This is a genomic window from Rhodococcus sp. RD6.2 (genome assembly GCF_001040705.1).
In the GTDB taxonomy this organism is placed as follows: domain Bacteria; phylum Actinomycetota; class Actinomycetes; order Mycobacteriales; family Mycobacteriaceae; genus Rhodococcus_G.
Map to the genome: position 1 here is coordinate 321,863 of NZ_CVQP01000005.1, position 23,956 is coordinate 345,818.

Annotated in this window: 18 protein-coding genes and 1 pseudogene; 4 read left to right on the plus strand and 15 right to left on the minus strand. The window is 68.9% G+C overall.

Annotated elements, in window-relative coordinates; genetic code table 11:
• Positions 1-23: 23 nt before the first annotated feature.
• From RHCRD62_RS08025 to RHCRD62_RS08035, 3 genes are all read right to left on the minus strand, one after another.
• The gene (locus tag RHCRD62_RS08025) at positions 24-428 is read right to left on the minus strand and encodes a VOC family protein (RefSeq protein WP_050064534.1); all 405 of its coding nucleotides are present in this window, start codon (positions 426-428) and stop codon (positions 24-26) included.
• Between the two features lie 112 nt (positions 429-540).
• Positions 541-1,395 carry an SDR family oxidoreductase gene (locus RHCRD62_RS08030; protein WP_349303975.1) on the minus strand — a complete coding sequence of 285 codons (855 nt, stop codon included), beginning with the start codon at positions 1,393-1,395 and terminating at the stop codon, positions 541-543.
• 68 nt (positions 1,396-1,463) lie between these two features.
• The gene (locus RHCRD62_RS08035; protein ID WP_050064159.1) at positions 1,464-1,931 is read right to left on the minus strand and encodes a nitrobindin family protein; all 468 of its coding nucleotides are present in this window, start codon (positions 1,929-1,931) and stop codon (positions 1,464-1,466) included.
• 163 nt (positions 1,932-2,094) lie between these two features.
• On the opposite strand from RHCRD62_RS08035, the gene RHCRD62_RS08040 reads away from it, so the two are divergent.
• From RHCRD62_RS08040 to RHCRD62_RS08055, 4 genes are all read left to right on the plus strand, one after another.
• The gene (locus tag RHCRD62_RS08040; RefSeq protein ID WP_050064160.1) at positions 2,095-3,630 is read left to right on the plus strand and encodes a succinyl-CoA:acetate CoA-transferase ScpC; all 1,536 of its coding nucleotides are present in this window, start codon (positions 2,095-2,097) and stop codon (positions 3,628-3,630) included.
• Between the two features lie 61 nt (positions 3,631-3,691).
• Positions 3,692-4,612 (plus strand): alpha/beta hydrolase, encoded by a 921-nt coding sequence (locus tag RHCRD62_RS08045; protein ID WP_050064161.1) that lies wholly within the window; start codon positions 3,692-3,694, stop codon positions 4,610-4,612.
• Between the two features lie 140 nt (positions 4,613-4,752).
• A complete protein-coding gene (locus RHCRD62_RS08050) occupies positions 4,753-5,547 on the plus strand; it encodes an MTB12 C-terminal domain-containing protein (RefSeq protein ID WP_050064162.1) in 795 nt (264 codons plus the stop codon).
• Positions 5,544-6,608, plus strand: a complete 1,065-nt coding sequence (locus tag RHCRD62_RS08055; RefSeq protein ID WP_050064163.1) for an ABC transporter substrate-binding protein — start codon at positions 5,544-5,546, stop codon at positions 6,606-6,608. Before RHCRD62_RS08050 ends, RHCRD62_RS08055 begins: the two co-directional genes overlap by 4 nt.
• Before the next feature lie 110 nt (positions 6,609-6,718).
• Here RHCRD62_RS08055 and RHCRD62_RS08060 read toward each other — a convergent pair.
• The 12 genes and pseudogenes from RHCRD62_RS08060 to nuoL all read right to left on the minus strand — a co-directional run.
• Positions 6,719-7,066 (minus strand): annotated as a pseudogene (locus RHCRD62_RS08060) (transglycosylase family protein); the annotation flags it as partial.
• A gap of 421 nt (positions 7,067-7,487) precedes the next feature.
• The gene (locus RHCRD62_RS08065; RefSeq protein WP_050064165.1) at positions 7,488-9,620 is read right to left on the minus strand and encodes an MMPL family transporter; all 2,133 of its coding nucleotides are present in this window, start codon (positions 9,618-9,620) and stop codon (positions 7,488-7,490) included.
• Positions 9,617-10,297 (minus strand): formyltransferase family protein, encoded by a 681-nt coding sequence (locus RHCRD62_RS08070; protein ID WP_050064166.1) that lies wholly within the window; start codon positions 10,295-10,297, stop codon positions 9,617-9,619. The genes RHCRD62_RS08065 and RHCRD62_RS08070 overlap by 4 nt, the downstream gene beginning before the upstream one ends.
• Positions 10,294-13,344 (minus strand): non-ribosomal peptide synthetase, encoded by a 3,051-nt coding sequence (locus RHCRD62_RS25410; RefSeq protein ID WP_084734141.1) that lies wholly within the window; start codon positions 13,342-13,344, stop codon positions 10,294-10,296. Before RHCRD62_RS25410 ends, RHCRD62_RS08070 begins: the two co-directional genes overlap by 4 nt.
• Before the next feature lie 32 nt (positions 13,345-13,376).
• On the minus strand, positions 13,377-14,417 hold the full coding sequence (locus RHCRD62_RS08080) for an NAD-dependent epimerase/dehydratase family protein (protein WP_084734142.1): 1,041 nt from the start codon (positions 14,415-14,417) through the stop codon (positions 13,377-13,379).
• Positions 14,414-14,698: a hypothetical protein gene (locus RHCRD62_RS08085; protein ID WP_050064536.1), complete on the minus strand. Its 285-nt coding sequence runs from the start codon at positions 14,696-14,698 to the stop codon at positions 14,414-14,416. The genes RHCRD62_RS08080 and RHCRD62_RS08085 overlap by 4 nt, the downstream gene beginning before the upstream one ends.
• Entirely contained in the window at positions 14,695-16,374 is a 1,680-nt protein-coding gene (locus tag RHCRD62_RS08090) for a fatty acid CoA ligase family protein (protein ID WP_050064168.1), read from the minus strand. Before RHCRD62_RS08090 ends, RHCRD62_RS08085 begins: the two co-directional genes overlap by 4 nt.
• Positions 16,371-17,267, minus strand: a complete 897-nt coding sequence (locus tag RHCRD62_RS08095) for a beta-ketoacyl-[acyl-carrier-protein] synthase family protein (RefSeq protein WP_050064169.1) — start codon at positions 17,265-17,267, stop codon at positions 16,371-16,373. The genes RHCRD62_RS08090 and RHCRD62_RS08095 overlap by 4 nt, the downstream gene beginning before the upstream one ends.
• A 1-nt stretch (position 17,268) precedes the next feature.
• Positions 17,269-18,318, minus strand: a complete 1,050-nt coding sequence (locus tag RHCRD62_RS08100; RefSeq protein ID WP_050064170.1) for a 3-oxoacyl-ACP synthase III family protein — start codon at positions 18,316-18,318, stop codon at positions 17,269-17,271.
• A gap of 606 nt (positions 18,319-18,924) precedes the next feature.
• A complete protein-coding gene (nuoN, locus tag RHCRD62_RS08105; protein WP_050064171.1) occupies positions 18,925-20,508 on the minus strand; it encodes an NADH-quinone oxidoreductase subunit NuoN in 1,584 nt (527 codons plus the stop codon).
• Positions 20,505-22,076: an NADH-quinone oxidoreductase subunit M gene (locus RHCRD62_RS08110; RefSeq protein WP_050064172.1), complete on the minus strand. Its 1,572-nt coding sequence runs from the start codon at positions 22,074-22,076 to the stop codon at positions 20,505-20,507. Before RHCRD62_RS08110 ends, nuoN begins: the two co-directional genes overlap by 4 nt.
• Positions 22,077-22,078: 2 nt before the next feature.
• On the minus strand, positions 22,079-23,956 hold the full coding sequence (gene nuoL / locus RHCRD62_RS08115) for an NADH-quinone oxidoreductase subunit L (protein WP_050064173.1): 1,878 nt from the start codon (positions 23,954-23,956) through the stop codon (positions 22,079-22,081).

Below are 23,956 nucleotides of genomic sequence, written 5' to 3' on the forward strand. Positions count from 1 at the left end.
CCCGACGGGATCGTCGTCGGGTGTCAGCCCTGGGTGACCGCCGGATCCATCCACATGACCTCCCAGACGTGACCGTCCAGGTCACGGAACGCGCGGCCGTACATGAATCCCTGGTCCTGCGGCTCCATCCACGCGCTGCCACCTGCGGCGATCGCGGTGTCGACGAGGCTGTCGACCTCGTCGCGGCTCTCCGCGGACACGCACAGCAGCACTTCGCGGGCCTTGCTGGTGTCGCAGATGTCGCCGGCGATGAAGTCCTTGAACTTGGCCGTTTCCAGCAGCATCACCATGGTGTGTTCGTTGATCACCATGCAGGCGGTCTGGGCGTCACAGAACTGATCGTTGAACTCGAAGCCGAGTCCGTCGAAGAACTTCCGGGTGGCGGTGACGTCACTGACCGGAAGGTTGGGGAACATCATTCGGGACATCGTGGGCTCCGTTTCCGTGCGTACGACTGCATTCATCCTCAGCGTGAGGCTGTCGGATGTACAGACCGACACGATCACGAAAACTCATCGGAGCCCACGATCCGCCCGGCGATCAGCCGATCGGCAACGGCTTCGGCCAGTCCTTGCCACGGAACGTCGCGTCGATACCGCCGTCGACGAACACCACGGAACCGACCATGTAGGTGGACTCCGGGCCGAGAAGGAACGCGACCAGTGCGGCCACCTCCTCCGGTGTTCCGCCGCGGCCCGCGGGGACCACGCCGACGAAGCCCTTCATCGCCTCGCCAACCAGCGGATCCTCACGGCCCACAATCGTCATCGGGGTCTCGATGATTCCCGGCGCCACGGCGTTGAGGCGGATTCCGTCCTTGATGTACTCGGCGGACCGGGTCCGCGCGTACCAGGCCAGCGCCGCCTTCGTCGCCGGATATGCCTGGACCGATGCGATGTCACCGAATGCCGCCGCGAGTTCGGTCGCCTTCTGCTCGTCGCCTTCGAGGCACGCCTCCGCCACCTCCACGGGCCAACCGGGCTGAGCGGTGGTGGAGTTGGAGCTGACCAGCACCACCGCCGGTCTGGTCCCGGCGGTCAGCAGCGGACGCAGTCCCTCGAGCAATTCGACGGCGCCGAAGTAGTTGACCGCCACCATGTCCGCCACGGAACGGCCCGCCGCAGGCGCGAGGCCGGCGAACGGCACGAACCCGTCGATCGAGTCGCCCGCGAGCGCGGTGATCCGCTCGATCGCCTCGGCGCGGCCCGCGGCCGTACGCAGGTCGACGGTGACGTCCGCCGCCTGGACGTCGACGCCGATCACCCGATGCCCGTCGGACTCGAGGCGTGCCTTGGTCGCAGCACCGATCCCCGATGCGGACCCCGTCAGAACGTAGGTACCCAATTGACTTCCCTTCGCGACACCAGCCGTCGCGCCGGCATGCGCGGCGGTCACCCGGTCACGGTAGGTGCGTCGACACCGTCCGTCCGAGAAACCGTCCCATTCACCGGGCTATCGCCCGATCAGACTCGCTGGAACCGCGCGGTCAGATGATGCGTCAGCGGCGTCTCCGCGTGCGCCATCCACAGGTCGTAGCTCAGTGCGCCCTCTGCGACGACGAAACGCCTGCGCACCTCGTGGACGGGCTTCGCGTCGGGCGAGCGCGACAGCGACAGCGGCGTCAGGTCGAGCACGCCGTCGACGACGTCGCCGCGCTGGATCTCGACGAACCCGGTCGGCTGGCTCACCAACAGTTCCACCGCGCCGCCGCTGCGCCGCAGGTAGCCGTTCTCGGTGTGCATCGGCCGCTCCCGCCCCGGCGACCAGGTACGGGACCGGTACGCGAGGAACGGCTTGCCGGGCATCACCGTGAAGTCGATCTCCTCCTCGTAGGAGAAGTCGGCGATCGTCGGGTAGTGCCCCGTACCCGTGCCGGTCCAGGTGCCTGCGAACACCTTCAGTTCACCGAGCAGATCGTCCGTCGCGTCCATCCCGCACCTCTCGTCGCGTCGGGTCGGTTCGCCCGCTCTTGGCATTGTTCCCGAGCGTGGGCGGACGAGCCACCTACGATCAGACGTGAGACTGGCAGGGCAACGGGACGGGCCACCGACCAGGCACCACGGGTCCACCGATAACATTACCTTCACTAAAGAGATGGACGCGAAGGAACGAACAGCCGTGAGCAGGATCAAGAGCACCGCCCTCGCCGCCAAGGTGACCTCGGCCACTGACGCCGCGGCGGTGATCCGGCCCGGCGACACCGTCGCCATCAGCGGGTTCGCGTCCGCAGGGACACCGAAGGCCGTCATCCCCGCCCTCGCGGAGCGCATCCACGAGGTCCGCGGCCAGGGGGCGAACTTCACGATCAACCTGCTCACCGGCGCTTCGGTGTCGTCGGAAACGGAACGCGCACTCGCGGAGGTCGACGGCATCGCACTCCGGATGCCGTACCAGTCCGAGCCGACCGCACGCCGCAAGATCAACGAAGGCCGGATGGACTACGTCGACATCCACCTCTCGCACGTCGCACAGCAGGTCTGGGAGGGCTACTACGGCAACGTCGACGTCGCGATCGTCGAGGTTGCGGGGATCACCGAGACCGGCGACCTCATCCCGGCCGCCTCGATCGGCAACAACAAGACGTGGCTCGACGTTGCCGACCGGATCATCCTCGAGGTCAACTCGTGGGTTCCGTCGGCGATGGAGGGCATGCACGATGTCTACTACGGCACCGCGCTGCCTCCGAATCGCACGCCCCTGAACATCACCCACGTTGCGGACCGAATCGGTCAGCCCACGTTCCGGGTTGACCCGGCGAAGGTTGTCGCGGTGGTCGAGACGAACGTCGCCGACAGCGCCAGCACACTCACCGACCCAGACGACGTCAGCCTCGCGATCGCCGGGCACGTCCTCGACTTCTTCGAGCACGAGGTGAAGGCGGGTCGACTGCCCGCCGACACCCTCCTTCCTCTGCAGGCGGGAATCGGCAACGTCGCGAACGCCGTCCTCGGTGGCCTCGACCGCGGCGGCTACCGGAACATGACCTGCTATTCGGAGGTCATCCAGGACTCGATGCTCCGGCTGATCAAGGACGGTGCGGTGGCGCACGCGTCCGCGACGTCGCTGGCCCTGTCGGAAAAGGGCCTGGCAGAGCTCACCGACAACATCGACTTCTACCGCAAACACATCACGCTGCGACCGCAGGAGATCAGCAACCATCCCGAAGTGGTCCGCAGGCTGGGGATCATCGCGATGAACGGGATGCTCGAGGCCGACATCTACGGCAACGTGAACTCGACCCACGTGATGGGAACCAAGATCATGAATGGCATCGGCGGGTCGGGCGACTTCGCCCGCAACGGCTACCTGTCGTTGTTTCTCAGCCCGTCGACCGCGAAGGGCGGCGCGATCTCGTCGATCGTTCCGATGGTGCCGCACGTCGACCACACCGAACACGATGTGCAGGTGCTCGTCACCGAGCAGGGGCTGGCGGACCTGCGTGGCCTCTCGCCGCGGAAGCGGTCCAGAGTGATCGTGGATCGCTGCGCCCACCCCGACTACCGGGCACTGCTGCACGACTATCTGTCGCGCGCCGAAGCGCATCCCGGCGCCGGCCACACCCCCCACCTGCTCGGCGAGGGATTCTCGTTCCACGAGCGTTTCAACGCGACAGGCTCGATGCTGCCGTAGTTCCCGCCCCGACGACGGGTGGGTGGCCTATGCTCCGGCCACCTGAGGAAAAGGGGCGCCGGTGGGTGAGTTCGATCCGGATCTGCGGTTGGCACGGTTCCTTCCGCGCACACTCGTCACGAAGCGGACCGCGGGGCCGATCCGGTGGTTGACGCAGTTGCCCACATCCCGGCCACCGGCGGGCGGCGAGATCGTCCACGTGGACGCGAACGTCACGGTGCGTGTGTTCCGCCCCGCCGCACCGACGACGGCGCCCGTGGCGGGAGTGTTGTTCATCCACGGCGGTGGCTTCGTGATCGGCAGCGCCGCGATGGGCGATGCCCTGTGCCGTCGGATCTCGACCGAACTCGGTGTCGTCGCGGCGTCCGTCGAGTACCGGCTCGCGCCCGCCCATCCGTTCCCGACACCACTCGAGGACTGCTACCGCGGGTTGAGTTGGCTTGCCGCGCAACCGGATGTGGACGCCAACCGGATCGCGGTCATGGGTGAGAGCGCTGGCGGAAACTTGGCGGCCGCGGTGACGCTCTTGGCACGCGACCGCGGCAAGATCACGCCCGCGATGCAGTTGCTGTCGTATCCGATGCTCGACGACCGGACCTGCGATCGCACCGACGTCGACCCGCGACGACTCCGGGTGTGGAGTCCGTCGAGCAATCGATTCGGGTGGCGCTCCTATCTCGGCGAGGCCTCGGGTGCGGTTCCGCCGCTGGCCGCGCCGGCCCGATACGAGGACCTGAGCGGGCTGCCGCCGACCTGGATCGGCGTCGGCAGCCACGACTTGTTCCACGACGAGGACGTCGCCTACGCGGCGCGGCTCACCGCGGCGGGTGTTCCGACGACGCTGCACGTCGTGCCGGGCGCCTACCACGGCTTCGACCTGGTCGAGACCCGTAGCGCAGTCTCTCGCGCCTACCGGCGTGAACAGCGGCGTGCACTCGCATCGACGCTCGGCGAGGGTGGCGACGTCTCCGACGCCGCCTGAGTCTCCGGTCGCCGCCGGTCGCGACGACCCGTGATCCCAGCCCCGACACCTGTGATGTTAGCTTAGCCTAACGATAGTTACCGCGGCGTAGAGGCGCGGTCGCCACAGGAAGACGAAGTACGCATGACTGGCACGACGCGATGAGTGTTCACACGGGCTACGACGATCCCGGATTCGACGACCCGGACCGAGCGGACCCGCCCGCGCGACGCGGCATCCACTGGCCGACGGTGCTCGTGTCCACGTGCGCAGCCGTCGTCGTCGGGGCCGCGATCCCCGGCCTCGTCCTGCTCGGCATGCACCTCGGCGACGAGGAACAGCAGGTCGTGGTCACGATGGAGACCCCGCCCGGCCTGTCGGCCCGTGTCGCCGACAGCGGCGTCAGTGTGCTCGAACCGCAGACTGCCTCGGCAGCGCCGGCACCCGCGGCCCCTGCTCCGGCACCAGGCGCGGCCCCTGCTCCGGCAGCTGCCGCGGCACCGGCGCCAGCCGCTCCCGTCTCGGCGGCGCCTCCTGCGGCAGCTCCCGCGGCCGCGGCGCCCGCAGGACCGACCACACCCGAACTCTCCACTCTCAACGGTCTGCTGATGGAGGGCCTCGCCCCGGGCACGAGCGACGCCGCCCTCGCCTCGGGACTCGAAGGCGGGTCGGCGGGCGTCCCCACCGTGCGTGGCGTCGGCAACGCGCTGAACCTCGCCTCCGGGGTCTACAAGTGGAACCTCGAGGGTCCGGTGGCGGTGGACGGCGACGTCGCCCGCGCGCAGCTCACGACCTCACTCATGGGCGGTACCCCCGGCCGCGCCACGCTCAAGTGGTACTGGATCGACGGCCAGTGGAAGCTCAGCAACGACAGCCTCTGCTTCATGGCACACCGCGCCATGGTCAGCTGCACCGTGCCCGGCAACCCCGGTGGACCGAACGGGCACCCCGCGTGAGGCGCGTTCTGGCCGTCGGATTCGCAGCGGTCGCGGCACTCGTCCTGACCGCGTGCGGCGGGGACTCACTCACCTCCGCGGACGGCGAAACCGTCACCGTCAGCGGCAAGTTCGGTGACGCACAGATTCCGGCGGGCGCCGACCGGGTGCTGCCACTGTCGCCGCAGGACGCGGACATGGTCATCGCAACCGGTGTCGCGCCGATCGCCCTGCCGTCCGACGCCAACACCCTGGTCGCCACGGGCGGCACGGGCGTGTGGCCCTGGCAGGCGGACGCACTGACCGAGATGGGCTACGAGGTGCTGCCGCCCGACCCCGGCGGCGGTATCGAGGCACTGACGTCGGTGGAGGACAAGGAGATTCCCACCCTGCTGTTCGAGGGCGACGCTCAGGGTTACCTGGAGCACATCGTCGCGCTGGAGCCCGACGTCATCGTCGCGACCGGCCAGTGGAATCTCAACGAGGAGATGTACCGCCAACTCTCGGCCGTCGCACCGATCGTGCATTTCGATCAGCAGGCCAACGTCGAACCGTGGCAGGACTCGACCCGCAAGATCGGAAAGGCCCTGGGCCGCGAATCCGAGGCGGAGAGCGCGATCGAGAACGCGGAAGCCGCAGTCGCGGAAGTCCGAAACGCGCACCCGGAATTCGAGGGCGTCCGTTTCAACGCGGTGATCGGCGACCTAGCCGGCCAGTTGTACATCCTCTCCGGTGAGGACCGCGGCATCGGGATGGTCATGAAGGATCTCGGATTCCAGCTGTCCGACTGGGCCCGGACGGTGCCCACCGACGCGGACGGACGCGGGGTGGTGAGCTACGAACTCGTCGGAAACCTGGACACCGATGTGGCCGTGGTGATCTCCCCCGCCGGCGACATCGACTACATGCGCGGCAGTCCTCAGTGGAGCACCATGCCGATGGTGCAGCGCGGCTCCATCGTGTCGATCGCGCGCAACGCGGGAGTGCCGAACGCACTGGGCTTCCCGTCTCCGATCTCCCTGCCGTGGGGATCCGAGCGGATCGCGGACGCACTGTCAACGGCGGTGTCCCGGGTGCCCTGACCCGAGAAAGCCGACATGCGAACGCCGCGGCCGCCGCACCCTGCTGGGTGCGGCGGCCGTGGCCGTTCTGTGTCAGGCGTCTGGATGGAACTCGATCAGGTTGCGGCTCAGAGGTACTGGCCGCACACCGGCCATGCACCGGGGCCCTGGGTTGCGAGGACATTCTCCGCGACCGCGATCTGCTCTGCGCGCGAGGCGTTCTCGGGGGATCCAGTGCCGCCGTTGGCGGCCCAGGTGCTGTCGGTGAACTGCAGTCCGCCGCCGTAGCCGTTGCCGGTGTTGGTGGCCCAGTTGCCGCCGCTCTCGCACTGTGCGACCGCATCCCAGTCGTTGGCGCTGGCGGTGCCGGTGGCGAGGCCCATCGGGATGGCGACGAGTGCGCCCGTCACTGCCGCCCAGCCGAAGGCCTTCTTGGCCTTCGTGGCAGCGGTGTTGTGAGTACGGGTGAAGGTGGTCATCGAGATTTTTCCTTTCGCTGGCCGCGTTCGAGGCCGTGCAATGAAGTGGGATGTGGCGTCGCGATCTGGTCGCGATAGCCTCGACGCTGCCCCTGAGGGGTGTTGTGCTCGTGGCCGGTGTCCGCGGGGCAGTCTCGGTATCGGACCGGCGGTGGCTCCTGATCTCCGAGCCGCTAACGACAGTACGGCGGGCCAGCATCGTTGGAAACCAGGCACTTTCGGTGTCGCCGTCTGTGTCACTCGTCCAGGTTCGGACTTTCGTACAGTTGATTCTCCCTGGTCGACCCCGGGAAGTACGCATCGCGAACGATCGCGTTATCGTTACGTTATTGTGAGCCAGATCACATGCCTTGTGAGCGCCTTCTCACTCCGCCAGGCCCGAGTACGCAAGCACAAGGGGCCGGAACCCATCTCGGAAAGGTCACGCGAGGCTCTCGACTCCCATCTTTCGGGGTCGCTTCGCCGCCCTGACCTCTCCTCCTCCCCACGGCCACCAGTTGGCGCGTCCCATCAACGCGACCAGCGCCGGTACGAGCAGCATCCGGACGAGCGTCGCGTCGATGACGAGCGCGACGATCATCCCGACACCGAGAAACCGCATCGGCGTCAGGGACGACAGCGTGAACGCACCGGTCACCAGGATCAGCAGCCCGGCGGCCGCGGTCACCACCCGTCCGGTGTGAACGGCACCCGCCAGGACGGCGGACTCCGTGTCTCCTCCGGCGCGGTGCTCCTCGACCATCCGCGAGATCAGGAAGGTCTCGTAGTCCGTGGACAGGCCGAACACCACCGCGACCACCAGCACCGCCATCCCCGCGGCCAGCGGCCCGGTACTGACGCCGAGCAGCCCCGCCAGGTGGCCCTCCTGGAATACCCAGGTCAGGATCCCGAACGTGGCCCCGAGGCTCAGCGCCGCGACGAGCACGGCCTTGACCGGCAGCAGCACCGACCCGAACGCGATCAGCAGCAAGACGAAGGTCGCGAGCGCCATGATCGCAACCATCAGCGGGAACCGGTCCACGATCGCGTCCACGCCGTCCGCGGTCAGGGCGCTCTCGCCGCCCAGCATCACGTCGACGCCGTCCGGGACGTCGAGTGCCCGGATCTCGTCGAGCACCGCCATCGCCGGCTGTGAGCGATCCGGGACCATCAGCTGCGCCTTCAGGACGGTGACGTCGTCCCGAGTCCCGCCGACCACGACGGCAGCGACGTCGTCGACCGCCGCGATCCCGCGTCGAAGCTCCTCGACGTCCAACGCGGCGGGCCCCCGACCGTCGGTCCCCCGGGCCACGACGACGACACCGCTGCCCGCGGCCGGGAACTCCGCCGCGACCCGCTCCACCGCGACGCGCGCCGGGTCGCCGGCAGGCAAGGCCGTGTGGTCGATGTCGGTGAGCTTCACGCCGAGCACTGGAACGGCCAGGATCAGCAGTATCGCGGTGATCGACGTGGCGACGAGGACGCGTCGGGCCAGCACCGCTCGCGTCACCCGTTCCCAGAACCGCGCGGCGCGCGCCTGACCGTGGCCGAAGGCGTCCCGGCGCCAGCTTCCCGCCCCGATCCGGTGGCCGAGCAGCGCGAGAGCGGCGGGCAGCACGGTGAGCGACATCGCCGCCGCCATGACCACCGCGGACATCGCGCCGAAACCGAGTGACCGGAGCGATGCCTGCGGGAACACGAGGGTGCCCGCGAACGCGCACACCAGCAGCAGCGCGGAGAACGCGACGGTGCGTCCCGCCGTGGCGAGGGTGCGGGTCAGCGCGACCGCGGGGTCGGCGCTGCCGAGTTCCTCGCGGTAGCGGCTGACGACGAACAGTCCGTAGTCGATCGCCAGGCCGAGGCTCAGCAGGGTGGCGATGTTCACCGCGAAGACGTTGACCTCGGTGAACGACGAAGCCACCCGGAGGCACGCGAGCGCGCCGAGGATCGCAAGGACACCGACCGCGACCGGCAGTGACGCCGCGACGAGCCCACCGAACACGAGGACGAGGACGACGAGGGTGAGCGGCAACGACAGTGCCTCGGCGCGGAGCAGGTCCCGCTCGGACCGCGTGTTCACCGAGTCCGCGACCGCAGCGAACCCGGTGAGCTCGGTCGAGACACCGGGCACGGTGAGGTGCTCGGCGAGCTCGGAATAGGCTGCGAGACGCTGGTTCTCGTCGCCTGCCGCAAAAACCAGGGCCAGCGCGCGGTCACCTGTCTCCGACCGCAGGTATTGCGCCACCGGGGGCGTGTTCCACGGGGTGACGACGGGCCGGCTCAGCAGTGCGGGATCGACGGTGTCGAGCTGGGCTTGTACCCGGGGGCCGATGTCGTCGACGGTCGCTCCGGGCGGGGCAGAGTACACGACGACGACATCCGGGCTCTGCCGCCCGAACTTCTCCTCGACCAACCTCTCGACGCGCATCGACTCGCTGCCGGGGTCGGCGTACCCACCCGTACCGAGCCTGTCCCCGACGGTGGAACCCCAGGCACCCGCGACGACCACGAGGCCCGCGGCCAGCAGGAGAATCAGCCAGGGCCGCCGCAGGACCACTGCCGACCACCGGGTCACGGCCGTGTCCCCCCGGCCAACGCCGCTGCCAGTTCCGGATAGTGCGGCGCGAAGACACCGAGCGCACTCGCGCGGGCGTAGCGCGGGTTGTCCTGGTGCGCATCGAGTTCGGCGAGGTCGCGGAGGCCGTGATAGCCACCCCGGTCGCCGGACGAAGGCAGCGGCGTCAGTGTTCCGGCGACCACCTCGGGCAGAGCGCGCTCGAACAGCGTGTGACAGGCACGCAACCCCGCCATCATCACGTCCTGGAAGGTGTCCTCCGGACCGATCCCGAACTCCTCGACAGCGAGAACCGCGCCCGTGTCGACACCCAGGTCGACCTCGTGCAGCGTTGCGGCATAGCAACTCTCACCGGCGAGGAGCGCGTGCACGACGGCGATCTCGGGCCGTCCACGGTATGCCGGGAGCGGTCCGTTGTGAATGTTGAGCACCCGCAGTCCCGATTCGACGATCGGCGCCCGCAGGATCGTCGGATTGTTGACCGACCACACGACACCGTCGGTGCACGTCGCCACCACCGCATCCGATGCGCTGTTCACGTCGGATCCGGTGAGCACTGGGACACCGTCCGGCACCGTCTCGTCCGGATCGGTCCACACCAGGTCGATCCGATGCCCCGCGGCCTGCGCGCTGCGCACCGCTCGCCACAGCAGCGCGCCCCTGCCGATGAAGATCACGGCGCCTCCACACCCTGGCGGGCCGCGACCGCCGCCTCGACAACCCGTGCCAGCGTCATCTGCTGCACCAGGCCTTCCAGCCGCGCGACGAACCCGGCCTCACCGTCCGGACCGACCACGGTGCGGGACACCTGCGCGAGCATCTCCAGCGAGGCGAGGGAGTCGCCGCCGAGCGCGAAGAAGTCGGAGGTCGGGGTGACCGACACAGGGTCGATGGACAGTACCGTCGCCCAGATCGCGGCGATTCGTTCCAGATCCTCGTCCGCAGCACCGTTTTCCGCGGTCTCCGAACCAGCGGGGACATCGGCGACCGGGCCCGGGTCACCCCCGGGCGACACGCAGTCCGCCTCGGCACCGGGAAGGCGGGACACGTCGAGCTTCCCGTTGTCGGTCAGCGGCAGTTCCTCCACCTGGCGGAAGTGGGCGGGGACCATGTACGAGGGAAGCCGCTCCGCCAGGAACGCCCGCAGTGCCGTCTCGTCGAACCCGCCGGGTGCGACGACGTAGGCGTCGAGGACGCCGCCGGTGTCCGTCCGCCTGCCGACCACCGCGGCGGCGCCGACCCCGGGACACCGTTCCAGCACCGCACGCACCTCGCCGGGCTCGACGCGGTTGCCCCGCACCTTGACCTGTCCGTCGACGCGTCCGGCGAAGTCGAGGGCCCCGTCGGGAAGCAGACGCGCGAGATCACCCGTCCGGTAGGCACGTACACGGCCGGGGAGATCCACGAACCGGTCCGCGGTCAGGTCCGGGCGACCGAGGTACCCGTCGGCCAGCTGAGGTCCGGCCAGGTACAGCTCGCCGACTGCACCCGCCGGCACCAGAGCGCCGTCGTCGTCGAGCAGGTACGCATCGGTGCCGGCAGTGGGCGTACCGATCGGAACCGTCCCCGCATCGGGGTCGGGGTCCACGGCGATCACGTGGGTGGTGCACACCACGCTCACCTCCGCGGGGCCGTAGCTGTTGAGCAACCGCACGTCGGGTCCGAAGAACTGCCGGGCCCGAGCCGCCAGCGCGGGCGAGAGCTGCTCGCCGCCGATGACGACGGTCCGCACCGCACCCGGATCCAGGCCGAGCCGCAGCACCACCTCGAGCAGGCTCGGTGTGAAAAGGAAGGTGTTCGCCCCGGATTCGCACAGCATGTGACGCAGCGACAGGTGCGAGGTGTCGTCGGGAACCAGGGTTACGGCGCCACCGGTCAACAACGGTGCGAAGAACGCGGCGCACGCCATGTCCGCGGCGGGAGTGTGGTGGTGCGCGAACCGGGTGTCCGGTCCGAGCCCGTACCAGTCGGTGACCCCGTCGACGAAGTGCACGACACCGGCGTGCGGGACGCGCACACCCTTGGGGCGCCCCGTCGACCCGGACGTGTAGGTGACGTACGCGAGGTCGTTCCCATCGAGCTCCACGCGCACCGGCTCCGGCGCGTCGGCCGGCAGATCGTCGAGCACCAGGACCGGAACGTCCGACGGCGCCGCGTCGACGCGATCACGCTCGGTGAGCAGCACCGCCGCACCCGAGTCGGCGACGATGCCCGCGCGGCGCTCCGCCGGATGCTTGGGGTCGAGAGCGAGGAACGCCGCCCCGGCGCGGAGCACCCCGAGTTGCGCCGCCACCGCGGCGACGCTGCGACCGGCGAGGATCGCGACGATGTCTCCTCGGTCCACCCCGCGCTCGCGAAGAGCCGCGGCGATCGCGTCGGCGCGACGATCGAGCTCGCGGTAGGTGTACTCGCCGTCCGGGGAGCTCACCGCCACCGCGTCCGGCGTCGCGACCGCATGCTCCCGGAACCGGGAGTCGGCCGTGCCCGTGCTCGCCGCCGGGCCGCCCGACGCGGCGGGCGCGAGTACCCCGCCCGGCAGCTGCCCGTCGGAGGCCGTCAGCTCATCCGAGATCCGGTCGAGGACCGCCTCCAGCCGCTCACCGACTCCGGCGCCGGCCCGACACGACACGGTGATCTCGGTCGTCCCGTCACATTCGAGGACGACGAACGACACGGGCACCAGCCCGGTGTGCACCGGGACTGCACGTACGGCCGTGACACGGAATCCCGGCACGGACAGATCTGCGGTGGAGACCTGGCCCGCATGGGACACCAGGGCGGACACCACATTTCGATCCGCCTGGGCCCCGATCCGGTGTGCGCCGCGCAGCACGGTGCGGGCCACGGCCGCCGGAAGGTGTGCGAGCCCACCGTTGTCCATCTCGGCGAGCTCCCGCCGTTCCGTCATGCGGACGAGGATCCGCGCGTGCACCTGCGACCACGACTCACCGGGATCGACATCGAGGAACAGCGGCAGGGCCAGGTTCGCCGTCGAGCGCAGGGCAGGGTCGTGCCTGCGCAGGTCGACGGGAATCATCACCCGGATCTGCGACCCGACGACGTCGGCAAGCACGGCCGTGATCCGGGCGACCGATGCGGCGGCCGCGCCCGGGACGGTCCGATGCCGCCACAGGAACGGGCGATCCTTCGGCGGGCGTCCACTGGCCCCGAGCGGTGACCTGCGGGTCGGAACCAGCGTGGTCGGCTTGCCCCGCCGTCCGATCCGGGCGACGAGGTCGTGGTCCGCGGTCGGGTCGGCCGCACCGACCGGTTCCTCGCCGCGCAGGACGCGGAACACGTCCGCCGCCCACAGTGCCAGCCCGCGGGCATCCATCACTCCGTGGAACACGCGGAACACGACCGTGGACGTGTCGGCCCCGCTCACGAGCACCACTTCTGCGGTGCCGTCGCCGTCGGTGCCGAGATCGCGGGTGAGCACGGGATCGGTGTCCAGCGCGCCGAAGTCGATGCCGGCACCGCTCTGGACCGTGACGGGCGGGGTGACACCGGAGTCCACCCACCGGTCGCCGTCGCGGCGCAGCCGCGCGCCGGGGCAGGCGTCACTGGCGCGGGTCACCGCGTCGATCAGACGGGCGGCGTCCAGCACTCCCGAACCGGAGACGACGAGCTGGATTGCGAACGGCTCGGCGAGCGGCCGACCGGCGAGGTAGAGCCGTTCGGTGGCCGAGATCGGTCGTTCGAACCGATGGAGGGTGGAGGTCACGGCAGACCCTTCGTGGTGGGGGACGGCATGCACTACTTGAGGTGACGGGTCAGGTCGGCGATGCCGCCCTGCTCCTCGACCCAGGAACGGAACTCCGCCATCCCGCTCTCCCGGTCGACGACGGGAACGTATCCGAAATCTGCTGCTGCAGCGGAGGTGTCGAACGTCGCGGACCGGGTCATCAACGCCAGCACGTACATCGACAGCGGCGGCGACCAGCGGGTCGCGAGGTAGGGGATCTTCCACACCGCGTCGAGAACCCGGACGACCGCGCCGACGACCCGCAGATCGGGGGTGCGCTCGGCGATCCCGAATCCGAACTCGTGTGCCACCTCGGCCATGTAGGGCCAGATGTTCGTCACCTCGGCGTCGGCGACGAAGTAGGCACGTCCACCCACCCGGTCCGATGCCGCGGCTTTCACGCACGCGTCGACGATGTTGTCGACGTGGCACAGCGACGCGAGCACGTCCCGGCCACCGGAGAGGTTCGGCAACTTACCTGCCTGCGCACGTCCGAGCAGCCGCACGATCGGACCGGACCGGTCCCCCGGACCCCAGATCGCCCGCGGCCGCAGCGCACACGTGACGAATCCGTCGCCGTTCGCAGCCAGGACCTCCTGCTCGGCCGCGGCCTTCGTCTCGGAGTACAGGTTCAGGAAGCGCGTCGGGTACGGCACGGATTCGTCGACCCCGATCAGGTCGCCGCCGTCGTAGTCCATCACCGCACTCGGACTGGAGACGAACACGAAGCGCTGGGCGCCGTTCTCACGCGCAGCACGCAACAGAACCCGGGTGGCCTCGACGTTCTCCCGCTCGAACTGCGCTCGGACTCCACGCTCGTCGACCCGGGCCGCGCTGTGGACGACGATGTCGATCCCCCGGGTGGCCAGGGCGAGCGACTCGGGATCGTTCAGGTCGCCGTGCACGATCCGCATCGCCGACGTGTCACCGAGGTCGACGAGGCTGCTGGTGCGACGCACCAGGATGGAGACGTCGTGCTCGCCGTCGGCGACGAGCCTCCGTGCAAGGCGACCGCCGAGGAATCCGGAGGCACCGGTCACGAGCACCTTCACGGCGCATCCTCTCCTTCCGTGGTGGGTTGCGTTTTCCACCAGGTCATTCCGAACACCATCGTCAGGGCGGCGGTGGAGAGCGGCGACCGCGTTCCCCCCGCGGCGCGCAACGCCGCCGGGATCTGCGCGGCGTGCACGACGACGCTGAGGAAGGCGTCGAGCCACCAGGCACCGCGCGCCACACGGTGTCGGATCGGCCGACCCTTCGCCGCGACCATCAGCCCGTAGGCCAGATACAGCCACCCGAGGACGGGTATGGCACGGAGCGCCGCGGTCCTCATCGGCGCCACCGCCCCAGTCGAGAGCCGTCCAGTCGCCTGTCCGCCCACACCGAGAGCGACTCCCGGCCGATCTTCGCGTTGTGCCTGATGTCGACGGGGAAACCCGGATGAACCAGGAAGGTGTCGATCGTGTTCGTCAGGTCGAAATCTGCCCCGTGCGTCCGCAGGCGCGCGAGCACGGCCTCGGTGTCGGCACCGGATTCGACCTCGACACACACCACCGGACGCTGCTGTGTACGCGCGCCGACTCCGACGAGTGCCGTTCTCGCCACGCCGTCGACGGTGTTGAAGATCTGCTCCACCTGAACGGTGTGGAGTGTGCGTTCCCCGGTGACGATCCGCTGGGACTTGCGCCCGCAGAACCAGATCCGGCCCTCGTCGTCGATCCAGCCGATGTCGCCCGTGCGATGCCACACCCGCTCACCGTCGACGATCTTCCCGAGCAGGTTGGCCGCGTCGGGCCAGTGGTACCGCGCGCTGACGTTCGGCCCGGTCACCACGATCTCACCGACACCGTCCGCCGGTTCCGCTGCCTCGCCCCACCCCGTGATGGGGTCGTCGGTGATCGCGACGAGCCGGACGTCGATTCCCTCGACGGGTCGTCCGATGCAGGTGCCCGCACCGCGCCTGGTCCCGTCCGCGAGTCCGGAAGCGACTTCCCTGGATTCGATCGACGACATCGGGATCGATTCGGTTGCACCGTATCCCGCGTGCACATCGGCGTCCTCGGACAGGATGCCGCGAAGACCGGTGATCACGGCCTCCGGGACGGGCGCACCGCCCGAGAACACCGCCCTGATCGACGGTAGCTGCACCTCGTGCTCGCGGCAGTACGCGAGCAGTGGCGCGAGCACCGCGGGCGACGCGAACAGCGTCCGCACGTCGAAACGGGTGACCGCGTCGACGACATGTGCGGGATCGGTGGAACCGACGCGGCTCGGAATCAGCGGCGGCAGAACGATACCCGTTCCGATCAGGAGATAGAGGACACCGAAGACGGGCAGGGTCACCAACGCCGTCTCGCGGTCGGTCGCACCCGTCAACGCCTGGGTACGCTCCAGCATGGCCGCGAGGTTGCCGTGGGTGAGTTCGACGGCCTTCGCCGGTCCGGTGGATCCGGTGGTGAACGCGATCATCGCCGGTGCGGACGCGTCGACCGGCGTCGTGAGGCCGGACGGGACACTCCCGTTCCGGACACGCCCGAACTCGGCCAGTGTGCGTCCGCCCCAGAACCAGCGGCGTCCGACCGTGACGGGCACCCGCACGCCGCGGAACGCGCGCCGGAACAGCACCCGCACCGCGTGCGCCTGCGGAATCCCCACGAAGGCCTGCGGATCCACCGCCGACAGGCACCGCAACATCGGGCGCAGGCCCATGCCCGGGTCGATCACCACGGGGATCGCACCGGCCTTGAACAGGCCGAACAGGACCGCGTACAGCTCCGGCCCGGGATTGATCAGGACGATCGTGCGTGCGCCGCGTCCGATCCCTGACTCGGCGAACTTCCGGGCCAGGACGTCCGACCACTCGGACAGTTCGGCGAACGAGATGCCCGTGTACTCGGGAAGCGCGCCTCGCGCGGCGGGTGCCGCGTAACTGACGGCGGGCGCGTCCGGGCGGCGCCGGGCATGGTCACCGACGGCGTCGAACCACGCCGTGCCGACCGATGCGCTCACCGAGTACCCGGTTCGGGAAGGCGATACAGGCACGCCGCCGCGCTCGGGCCCGCGCCTGCCGCCACCATGAGAACGGTCCGTACGCCGTCGAGTCGACCCGACTCGATCGCCCGGTGATAATCGAGCGGGATCGTCGCCGTGTGCACGTCGTCTGCGTTCTCGCCGTCCCAGTCGAGTTCGGGGACGCCGAGCTTCGCGGACAGCGCGGCACGGAACCCTGGGGTCGGCCGCGACGAGATCAGCACCGTGGTGGCCGGGTCGACGCCATCGGCCAGCGCGCGGGCGCCGACCGTCACGGCCACATCCAGGATGCGGCGTTCGGCATCGTCCGCCCGCAGCACGGTCATCGCGGACCGGCCGGTGGTGCCCATCGTCGCGGTGTCGACGAAGCCTTCGACGGCGACCGGGCCATCCGCCAGTTCGGTGTGGAGCGGTCCGAAACCGTCCGGGCCGTCCACGTGTTCGAGGAGCAGGGCACCAGAGGCGGTCGCGTAGGGGAACTCCTCGGTCGGGTCGACGCCCGTCAGGGACGGGTGGGTGTCGCCGGCCACCACGAGGACCCGGCCCGTGCTACCCGTGACCAGGATCGCGGACGCGACCTGAACGGCGTTGAGCACCCCGCACGCCCCGTTCATCAGATCGAACGAGAACGACCGCGGGTCGTGTTCGTCGTACTCGAGGCCGATCCCCGCGGCCTTCTGGATCAACGCTCCCATTGCCGGCTCGACCATGTTCGAGTCGCGGTAGATGCCCGCGTTGACGAGCACCCCCACCGACTCGGGCGCAGCGGCTGCCGCCGCGAGCGCGTCGCGAGCGGCGCGGGCGGCTCCGTCGACTGCGCTGATGTTCTCGGCGCCGCGAACGGCGCCCGTTGCGGTGATGACGACACCCACGTCAGGCCTCCAGGGACGAGATGGTTGCGGACAGGAATCCCGTGACGATGCCGGACGCCGCGGGGATCATCAGGACCTTCGAGCCCGCCGGTATCCGCTTCTGCTCGATCTGGTCGTGCAGGACGACGAAATGACTCGTGGTCGACGTGTTTCCGTACTTGTCGACGACGCCCGGGGAGTCGGGCATCGGGGTGCCGAACTCACGTTCTCCGAGGGCATTCATCGCGGTGATGGCGGAGGCACCGAACTGGTGGTGGATGATGAAGTCGAACTCCTCGTCGGCGAAGGTCCGACCCTGCGCGGCCAGGTGGTTGCGCTGAGTGTCGGTCCACAGCAGGAATCGACTCTCGTTGTGCATGCGCCGGTTGTCGGTGTACAGCGCCACGCCCTGGGTCCGGTCGGACGGCATGCCGAGGCAGGCGTCCGCGTATTCGGAGGCCGTCATCAACTCGACGTAGTGGATCCGGTCGTCCTCTCCCTCGGATCGGTCGAGCACGACCGCCGCCCCGGAATCACCGACCGAGAGGGACGCGAACTGCGGGTTGTATCCCCCGACGATCTCCTGGACCGCCGTCTCGGCGATCGGCGTGATCGCCTCACCACTGACGACCATGCCGTTGCGGACGGCACCTGCACGTATCATCCGGTCGAGTAGGTAAGTGCCGGTGAGCATTCCGGCACAGGCGTTGGACAGGTCGAAGTGGATCGCCCGGCGCGCGCCCAGGTCCTTGGCGATCATCGCCGCGAACGACGGTTCGAAGTAGATCTTGGACCGATCCTTGCTTCGGGTGATCGACACGGAGATGATCACGTCGAGATCGGCCGCCTCGTAGCGGGACCGGTCGAGGCAGGCCCGCGCGGCCTTCGACGCGAGCGCGAAGGAGTCCTCGAAGTCGTCGGGCGATGTCGAGCGCACTCGGCGTTCACGCACGCCGGTGACGGTCTCGAAATCGAACGACGGCGGCTCGGCGAGCAGGCCGATCAGCTCGTCGGTGGTCTGGACGGTGCTCGGCAGATAGGCGCCGACGGCCTCGAATCGTGAGTGGATCAACTGCAGCTCCTCCGGTTCACTCCCGCACCGACGGCCCGCGGTGCGCGGAGTCCACGATTCGGGGAATTATGAAGTTCCCAAGTGCATTTCGATTGCTCGCGGTTCGGGCGGACGTATCCGCCCCGTGCATCGGCCTCCGTGATCCGTGCGGCAACCACGCTGCGTCATGGGAATGTACAGCGCCGACGGAGTCGCGTGGTCCATGAATACGAATATTCACTTCGAAGAACATGTGTTCGCGGAGTTACATACACTTGCGCGAGACGGCCGACACCTCGACTCCGAGCGCCGGACCCTCCACCTCGACACGAAGCAGGAAACCGATGCCAGCCTGGGCGTTCGACTGCCGCCTCGACGGCCGACGACGCCACAGGTCGCCCGACTCGAAGTGGTTGCGCGTTGAATCATGTTGACACTCAAGCCATCCAGTATCCACCGAGATATGAATCGGGTCACACTTGCCCGTGTTGCGCTTGAGCCTGCCGGTCGCCTGTGGTGTGGTGTCGTCGGCAAAACCTACTCATCGGTAACAAATGTGTGCGGGGCGGACCCCGTCGACGCCGGCACGTGAAACGAACAGCAGCACGTGGTTTTTCACGCGCCGGATCAGATCAGGAAGTCCGCCGCGCGATCCGCGAGGTCGAGAACCGGCTGCGGGAAGACACCGAGCCCGACGGTCACGATCGCGCCCGCCGCGACCGAGACGGTCGTGAGCGCACTCGGAATCACGACGTCAGGCGCGACCTCGGGAGGATCGGAGAAGAACATCAGCACGATCACACGCACGTAGAAGAAGGCAGCGATCGCGCTGCACACCACGCCGACGACGACCAGGGGCCACCCGCCGGCACCGGCCGCAGCCGAGAAGACCGCGAACTTTCCGACGAACCCCGCGGTCAACGGGATACCGGCGAACGACAGCAGCAGCAGCGCGAAGGTCCCGGCGAGCAGCGGCGACCGACGCCCGAGCCCCGCCCAGTGCGACAGGTGCGTCGCCTCCCCGGTCGGGCCGCGCACCAGCCCGACGATCGCGAACGCGGCCACCGTCCCGAAGCCGTACGCGACAAGGTAGAACAGCGTCGACGACAGACCGGCCCGATCCGCCGCGACGACGCCGACGAGTATGAACCCGGCATGCGCGACAGAGGAATACGCCAGCATTCGCTTGACGTCGGTCTGGGTCACGGCGAGCACGGACCCGAACACCATCGTCAGGATCGCCACCACCCACAGCAGGGGACGCCAGTCGTCCCGCAGCCCCGGCACCCCGACGTAGAGGACGCGCAGCATCGCACCGAACGCCGCGATCTTCGTGGCAGCGGCCATGAATGCGGTGATCGGTGTCGGGGCCCCCTGGTAGACGTCGGGTACCCAGGTGTGGAACGGCACGGCACCGACCTTGAACAGGAGGCCCACCGCGAGCAGTCCGGTGCCGATCAGGGCGAACGTGGTCCCTCCGGACGCCGTGGCCTCCGCGATGCCCACGAGCTGGACCGTCCCGGCCTCGCCGTACAGGAAGGCGACACCGAACAGGAAGAACGCCGACGAGAAGGCACCGAGCAGGAAGTACTTCAGGGCCGCTTCCTGCGACAGCACCCGCTGCCTGCGGGCGAGGCCGCACAGCAGGTACAGCGGCAGCGACAGCACCTCGAGGGCCACGAACATCGTCAACAGGTCCCCGGACGCCGGGAACAGCAACATCCCGCCGACCGCGAACAGGGTCAGCGGGAACACCTCTGTTCGCGTCACCCCAGCCGCGGTCGCTTCCTTCTCCGCGACACTGCCGGGCAGCACGGACGCCTGGGGCGTGAACGCATCCGCGGCCTGGTCCCGTGCCGCGACCCGATCGAGGCGACGCTCGGCGATCAGCAGGATCGACAGGATGGACACCAGCAGGATCGACCCCTGCAGGAACAGCGTCGGCCCGTCGACGACCACCGCGCCCGCCACCGCGGTGCCACGGGTGTCACGCAGCGCCACGACCGCGACGAAGGCGGCGCCCAATCCGCCGAGCGAGAGTACGAGATGACTGCCGTACCGGACGCGGGCCGGGGCGAACGCCTCCACGATCACCCCGGCCACCGCGACACCGAACACGAGGAGCATCGGCATGAGCAGGCTGTACTCGATGTCGGGTGCGGGCAGCGGGGACTGTGCGAGGACGGCGGCGGCTGTCGAGAACCTGCTCACGGGTGACCGCCTCCGTCTTCCGCTTCGATGACCGGGACCGTCGGTGCCGGATCCTCCTGGTGCACCGCCGTCAGCGTCGCGTCGACGGCCGGGGTGATCGCGTCGAGCGCCGGCTTCGGGTAGACGCCGAGGATCACCAGCAGGGCGATCAGCGGTGCCACCACCGCGATCTCGCGGCGACCGAGGTCGCGCACACCCTCACGGGCCGGTCCGGTCATCACCCGCTGGTACATCCACAGCACGTACACCGCCGAGAGCACCAGTGCCGTGGTCGCTGCGATCGCAGCGACCGGATAGCGGGTGAACGTGCCGATCAGGACGAGGAATTCGCTGACGAACGGCGCCAGCCCCGGTAGGGACAGCGTGGCGAGACCGGCGACGAGGAACGTCCCCGCCAGGACCGGGGCGCTGGACTGCACGCCGCCGTAGTCGGCGATCGCACGGGACCCCTTGCGAGCGACGAGGAATCCGGCGAGGAGCATGAGCGCGGCGGTGGACAGTCCGTGGTTCACCATGTATAGCGCGGACCCGCCCTGCGCCTGGCTGGTGAGGGCGAAGATGCCGAGCACGATGAACCCGAAGTGGGAGATGGACGTGTACGCGATCAGCCGCATCATGTCGGTCTGACCGATCGCGACGAGCGCGCCGTAGACGATGCCGACGACGGCGAGGGTGATGACGAGCGGAGCGAAGGTTCTGGTGGCGTCCGGGAACAGTTCGATGCAGTACCGCAGCATCCCGAACGTGCCGACCTTGTCGACCACGGCCATCATGAGCACCGCGGTCGACGGGGTCGAGTGGACGGCGGCGTCGGGCAGCCAGGTGTGCAGCGGCCACAGCGGAGCCTTGACGGCGAACGCGAACATGAAACCGAGGAACAGGGCGTTCGCGACGGGCGTGTCGATCACCAGCGTGCCGGACGAGACGGCGTCCGCGATGGCCCGGAAATCGAAGGTGCCGGACTCGAACGGGCTCGCGTCCCCCGCGGTGACCGTGTACAGGCCGATCACCGCGGCCAGCATGATCAGTCCGCCGAACAGGTTGTACAGCAGGAACTTCACAGCGGCGCGGGGGCCACGCGCGTCGCCGAAGCTGCCGATGAGGAAGTACATCGGAATCAGCATCGCCTCGAAGAACACGTAGAACAGGAGGATGTCGAGGGAGAGAAACGACATCAGCACCATCGCCTCGACCACGAGGACGAGCGAGACGTACGCGTGGACCGGTCTCGTCCCCGTCGCCCGATCACCGTCACGCCAGCCCGCGAGCAGCAGGACCGGCACCAGGACGGCGGTGAGCAACACCAACACCAGCGCGACGCCGTCCACGCCCAGTTCGTAGCGGGTGCCGAACGCCGGTATCCAGGAATGTGATTCGACGAACTGGAAGCGCTCCCCACCCGGATCGAATCCCACCGCGACCACCACGGCAACGGCGAGCGTCACCAGCGACGCCGCGAACGCAACCCACCGCGCGGCAACGCGCCCAGCCGCGGGCACACAGGCCACGGCACCCGCCCCGACGAGAGGCGCCAACCACAACGCGCTCAACCATGCGAAGCCGTCCACGCTCACCTCACCAACGCCAGCATCGCGACCGCCGCGGCCGCCCCGAGGAACATGTAGGTCGCATACGTCCGCACGAAACCGTTCTGCAGCTTCCGGATCCGCGTCGACGCACCCGCGACGCCCGCGGCGACGCCGGTGACGACGCCGTCGACGCCCCGGTCGTCAACGGTGACGAGCGCCCGCGTCACCCGGTCACCGGGGCGCATGAACACCGCCTCGTTCACCGCATCGCCGTAGAGGTCACGCCGGGCGGCGACGGTCAGCCGCGATACGGGTTCCGGCGCCACCTCCGGGACGGCGACACCGGCGTACTGCCGGTACGCGACTGCGACTCCCGCGAGCACGATGACGAGAGTGGTGACGGTGATCGTCCACACCGGCACCGGCAGCTCGTCATGGTGTTCACCGACCACCGGTTCGAGCCAGTCCTGCAGCGCGCCACCGTAGGCGAGGAGGAAGCCGGACCCGATCGAGCCCACCGCGATGAGCATCATCGGCCACGTCATCACCGCAGGCGACTCGTGGGGGTGCGCATCGTGTCGCCACCGCCGCTCCCCGAAGAACGTCATCAGCATCACCCGCGTCATGTAGAACGCGGTGAGACCCGCGCCGAGCAGCGTCGCGGCGCCGAGGATCCAGCCCTCGAACCCGCCGGCTCCGAACGCGACCTCGATGATCTTGTCCTTCGAGAAGAATCCCGCGAACGGGGGAATGCCGATGATCGCGAGATAGCCGAATCCGAAGGTGGCGAACGTGATCGGCATGAGTGCGCGCAGGCCGCCGTAGCGGCGCATGTTCACCTCGTCGTTCATGGCGTGCATCACCGATCCGGCCCCGAGGAACAGGCCGGCCTTGAAGAATCCGTGGGTGAGCAGGTGCATGATCGCGAACGCGTACCCGGCGGGACCGAGGCCCGCGGCGAGGACCATGTAGCCGATCTGGCTCATGGTCGACGCGGCGAGCGCCTTCTTGATGTCGTCCTTCGCGCAGCCGACGATCGCCCCGAACAGCAGCGTCACCGCGCCGACGGCGACGACCGCGGTGCGGGCGGCGGGCGCGAGGTCGAAGATCGCGTTCGACCGGGTGATGAGATAGACGCCCGCGGTGACCATCGTCGCCGCATGGATCAGCGCCGACACCGGAGTCGGGCCTTCCATCGCGTCCCCGAGCCACGACTGCAGCGGCACCTGAGCCGACTTGCCGCACGCGGCGAGCAGCAGCATCAGCCCCAGGGCCGTCACCGTCGCTTCGGTGGCATCCCCGACTCCCGCGAAAACACCCGAGTACGAGACGGTTCCGAAGGTGGCGAACATGATCATCAGTGCGATCGCCAACCCCATGTCACCGACGCGGTTGACGACGAACGCCTTCTTCGCGGCCGCAGCAGCCGTCGGCTTGTGGTGCCAGAACCCGATCAGCAGGTAGGACGCGAGACCGACGCCTTCCCATCCGACGTACAGGCCGAGGTAGTTGTCGGACAGGACCAGCAGCAGCATCGCCGCGAGGAACAGATTGAGGTAGGCGAAGAACCGTCGCCTGTCCTGGTCGTCTCGCATGTACCCGATCGAGTAGATGTGGATCAGCGAGCCGACCCCGGTGATCAGGAGGGCGAAGCACACCGACAGTTGGTCCAGTTGGAGCCCGAAGTCCACCTGAAGTCCCGCGACGGGAACCCAGCTGAACAGGGTTTCGTGCAGCGCCCGGTCGTCGGCCGCCCGGCCGAGCATGCCGAAGAACAGTGCCGTCGCGACACCGAACGACGCCAGCGCCGTCGCGCAGCCGAGCAGGTGGCCCCACCGGTCGCTCCGGTGGCCCGCGAGCAGAAGCACCGCGGCGCCGGCGAGCGGCAGGGCGAAGAGAAGCCAGATTCCCCCCGACAT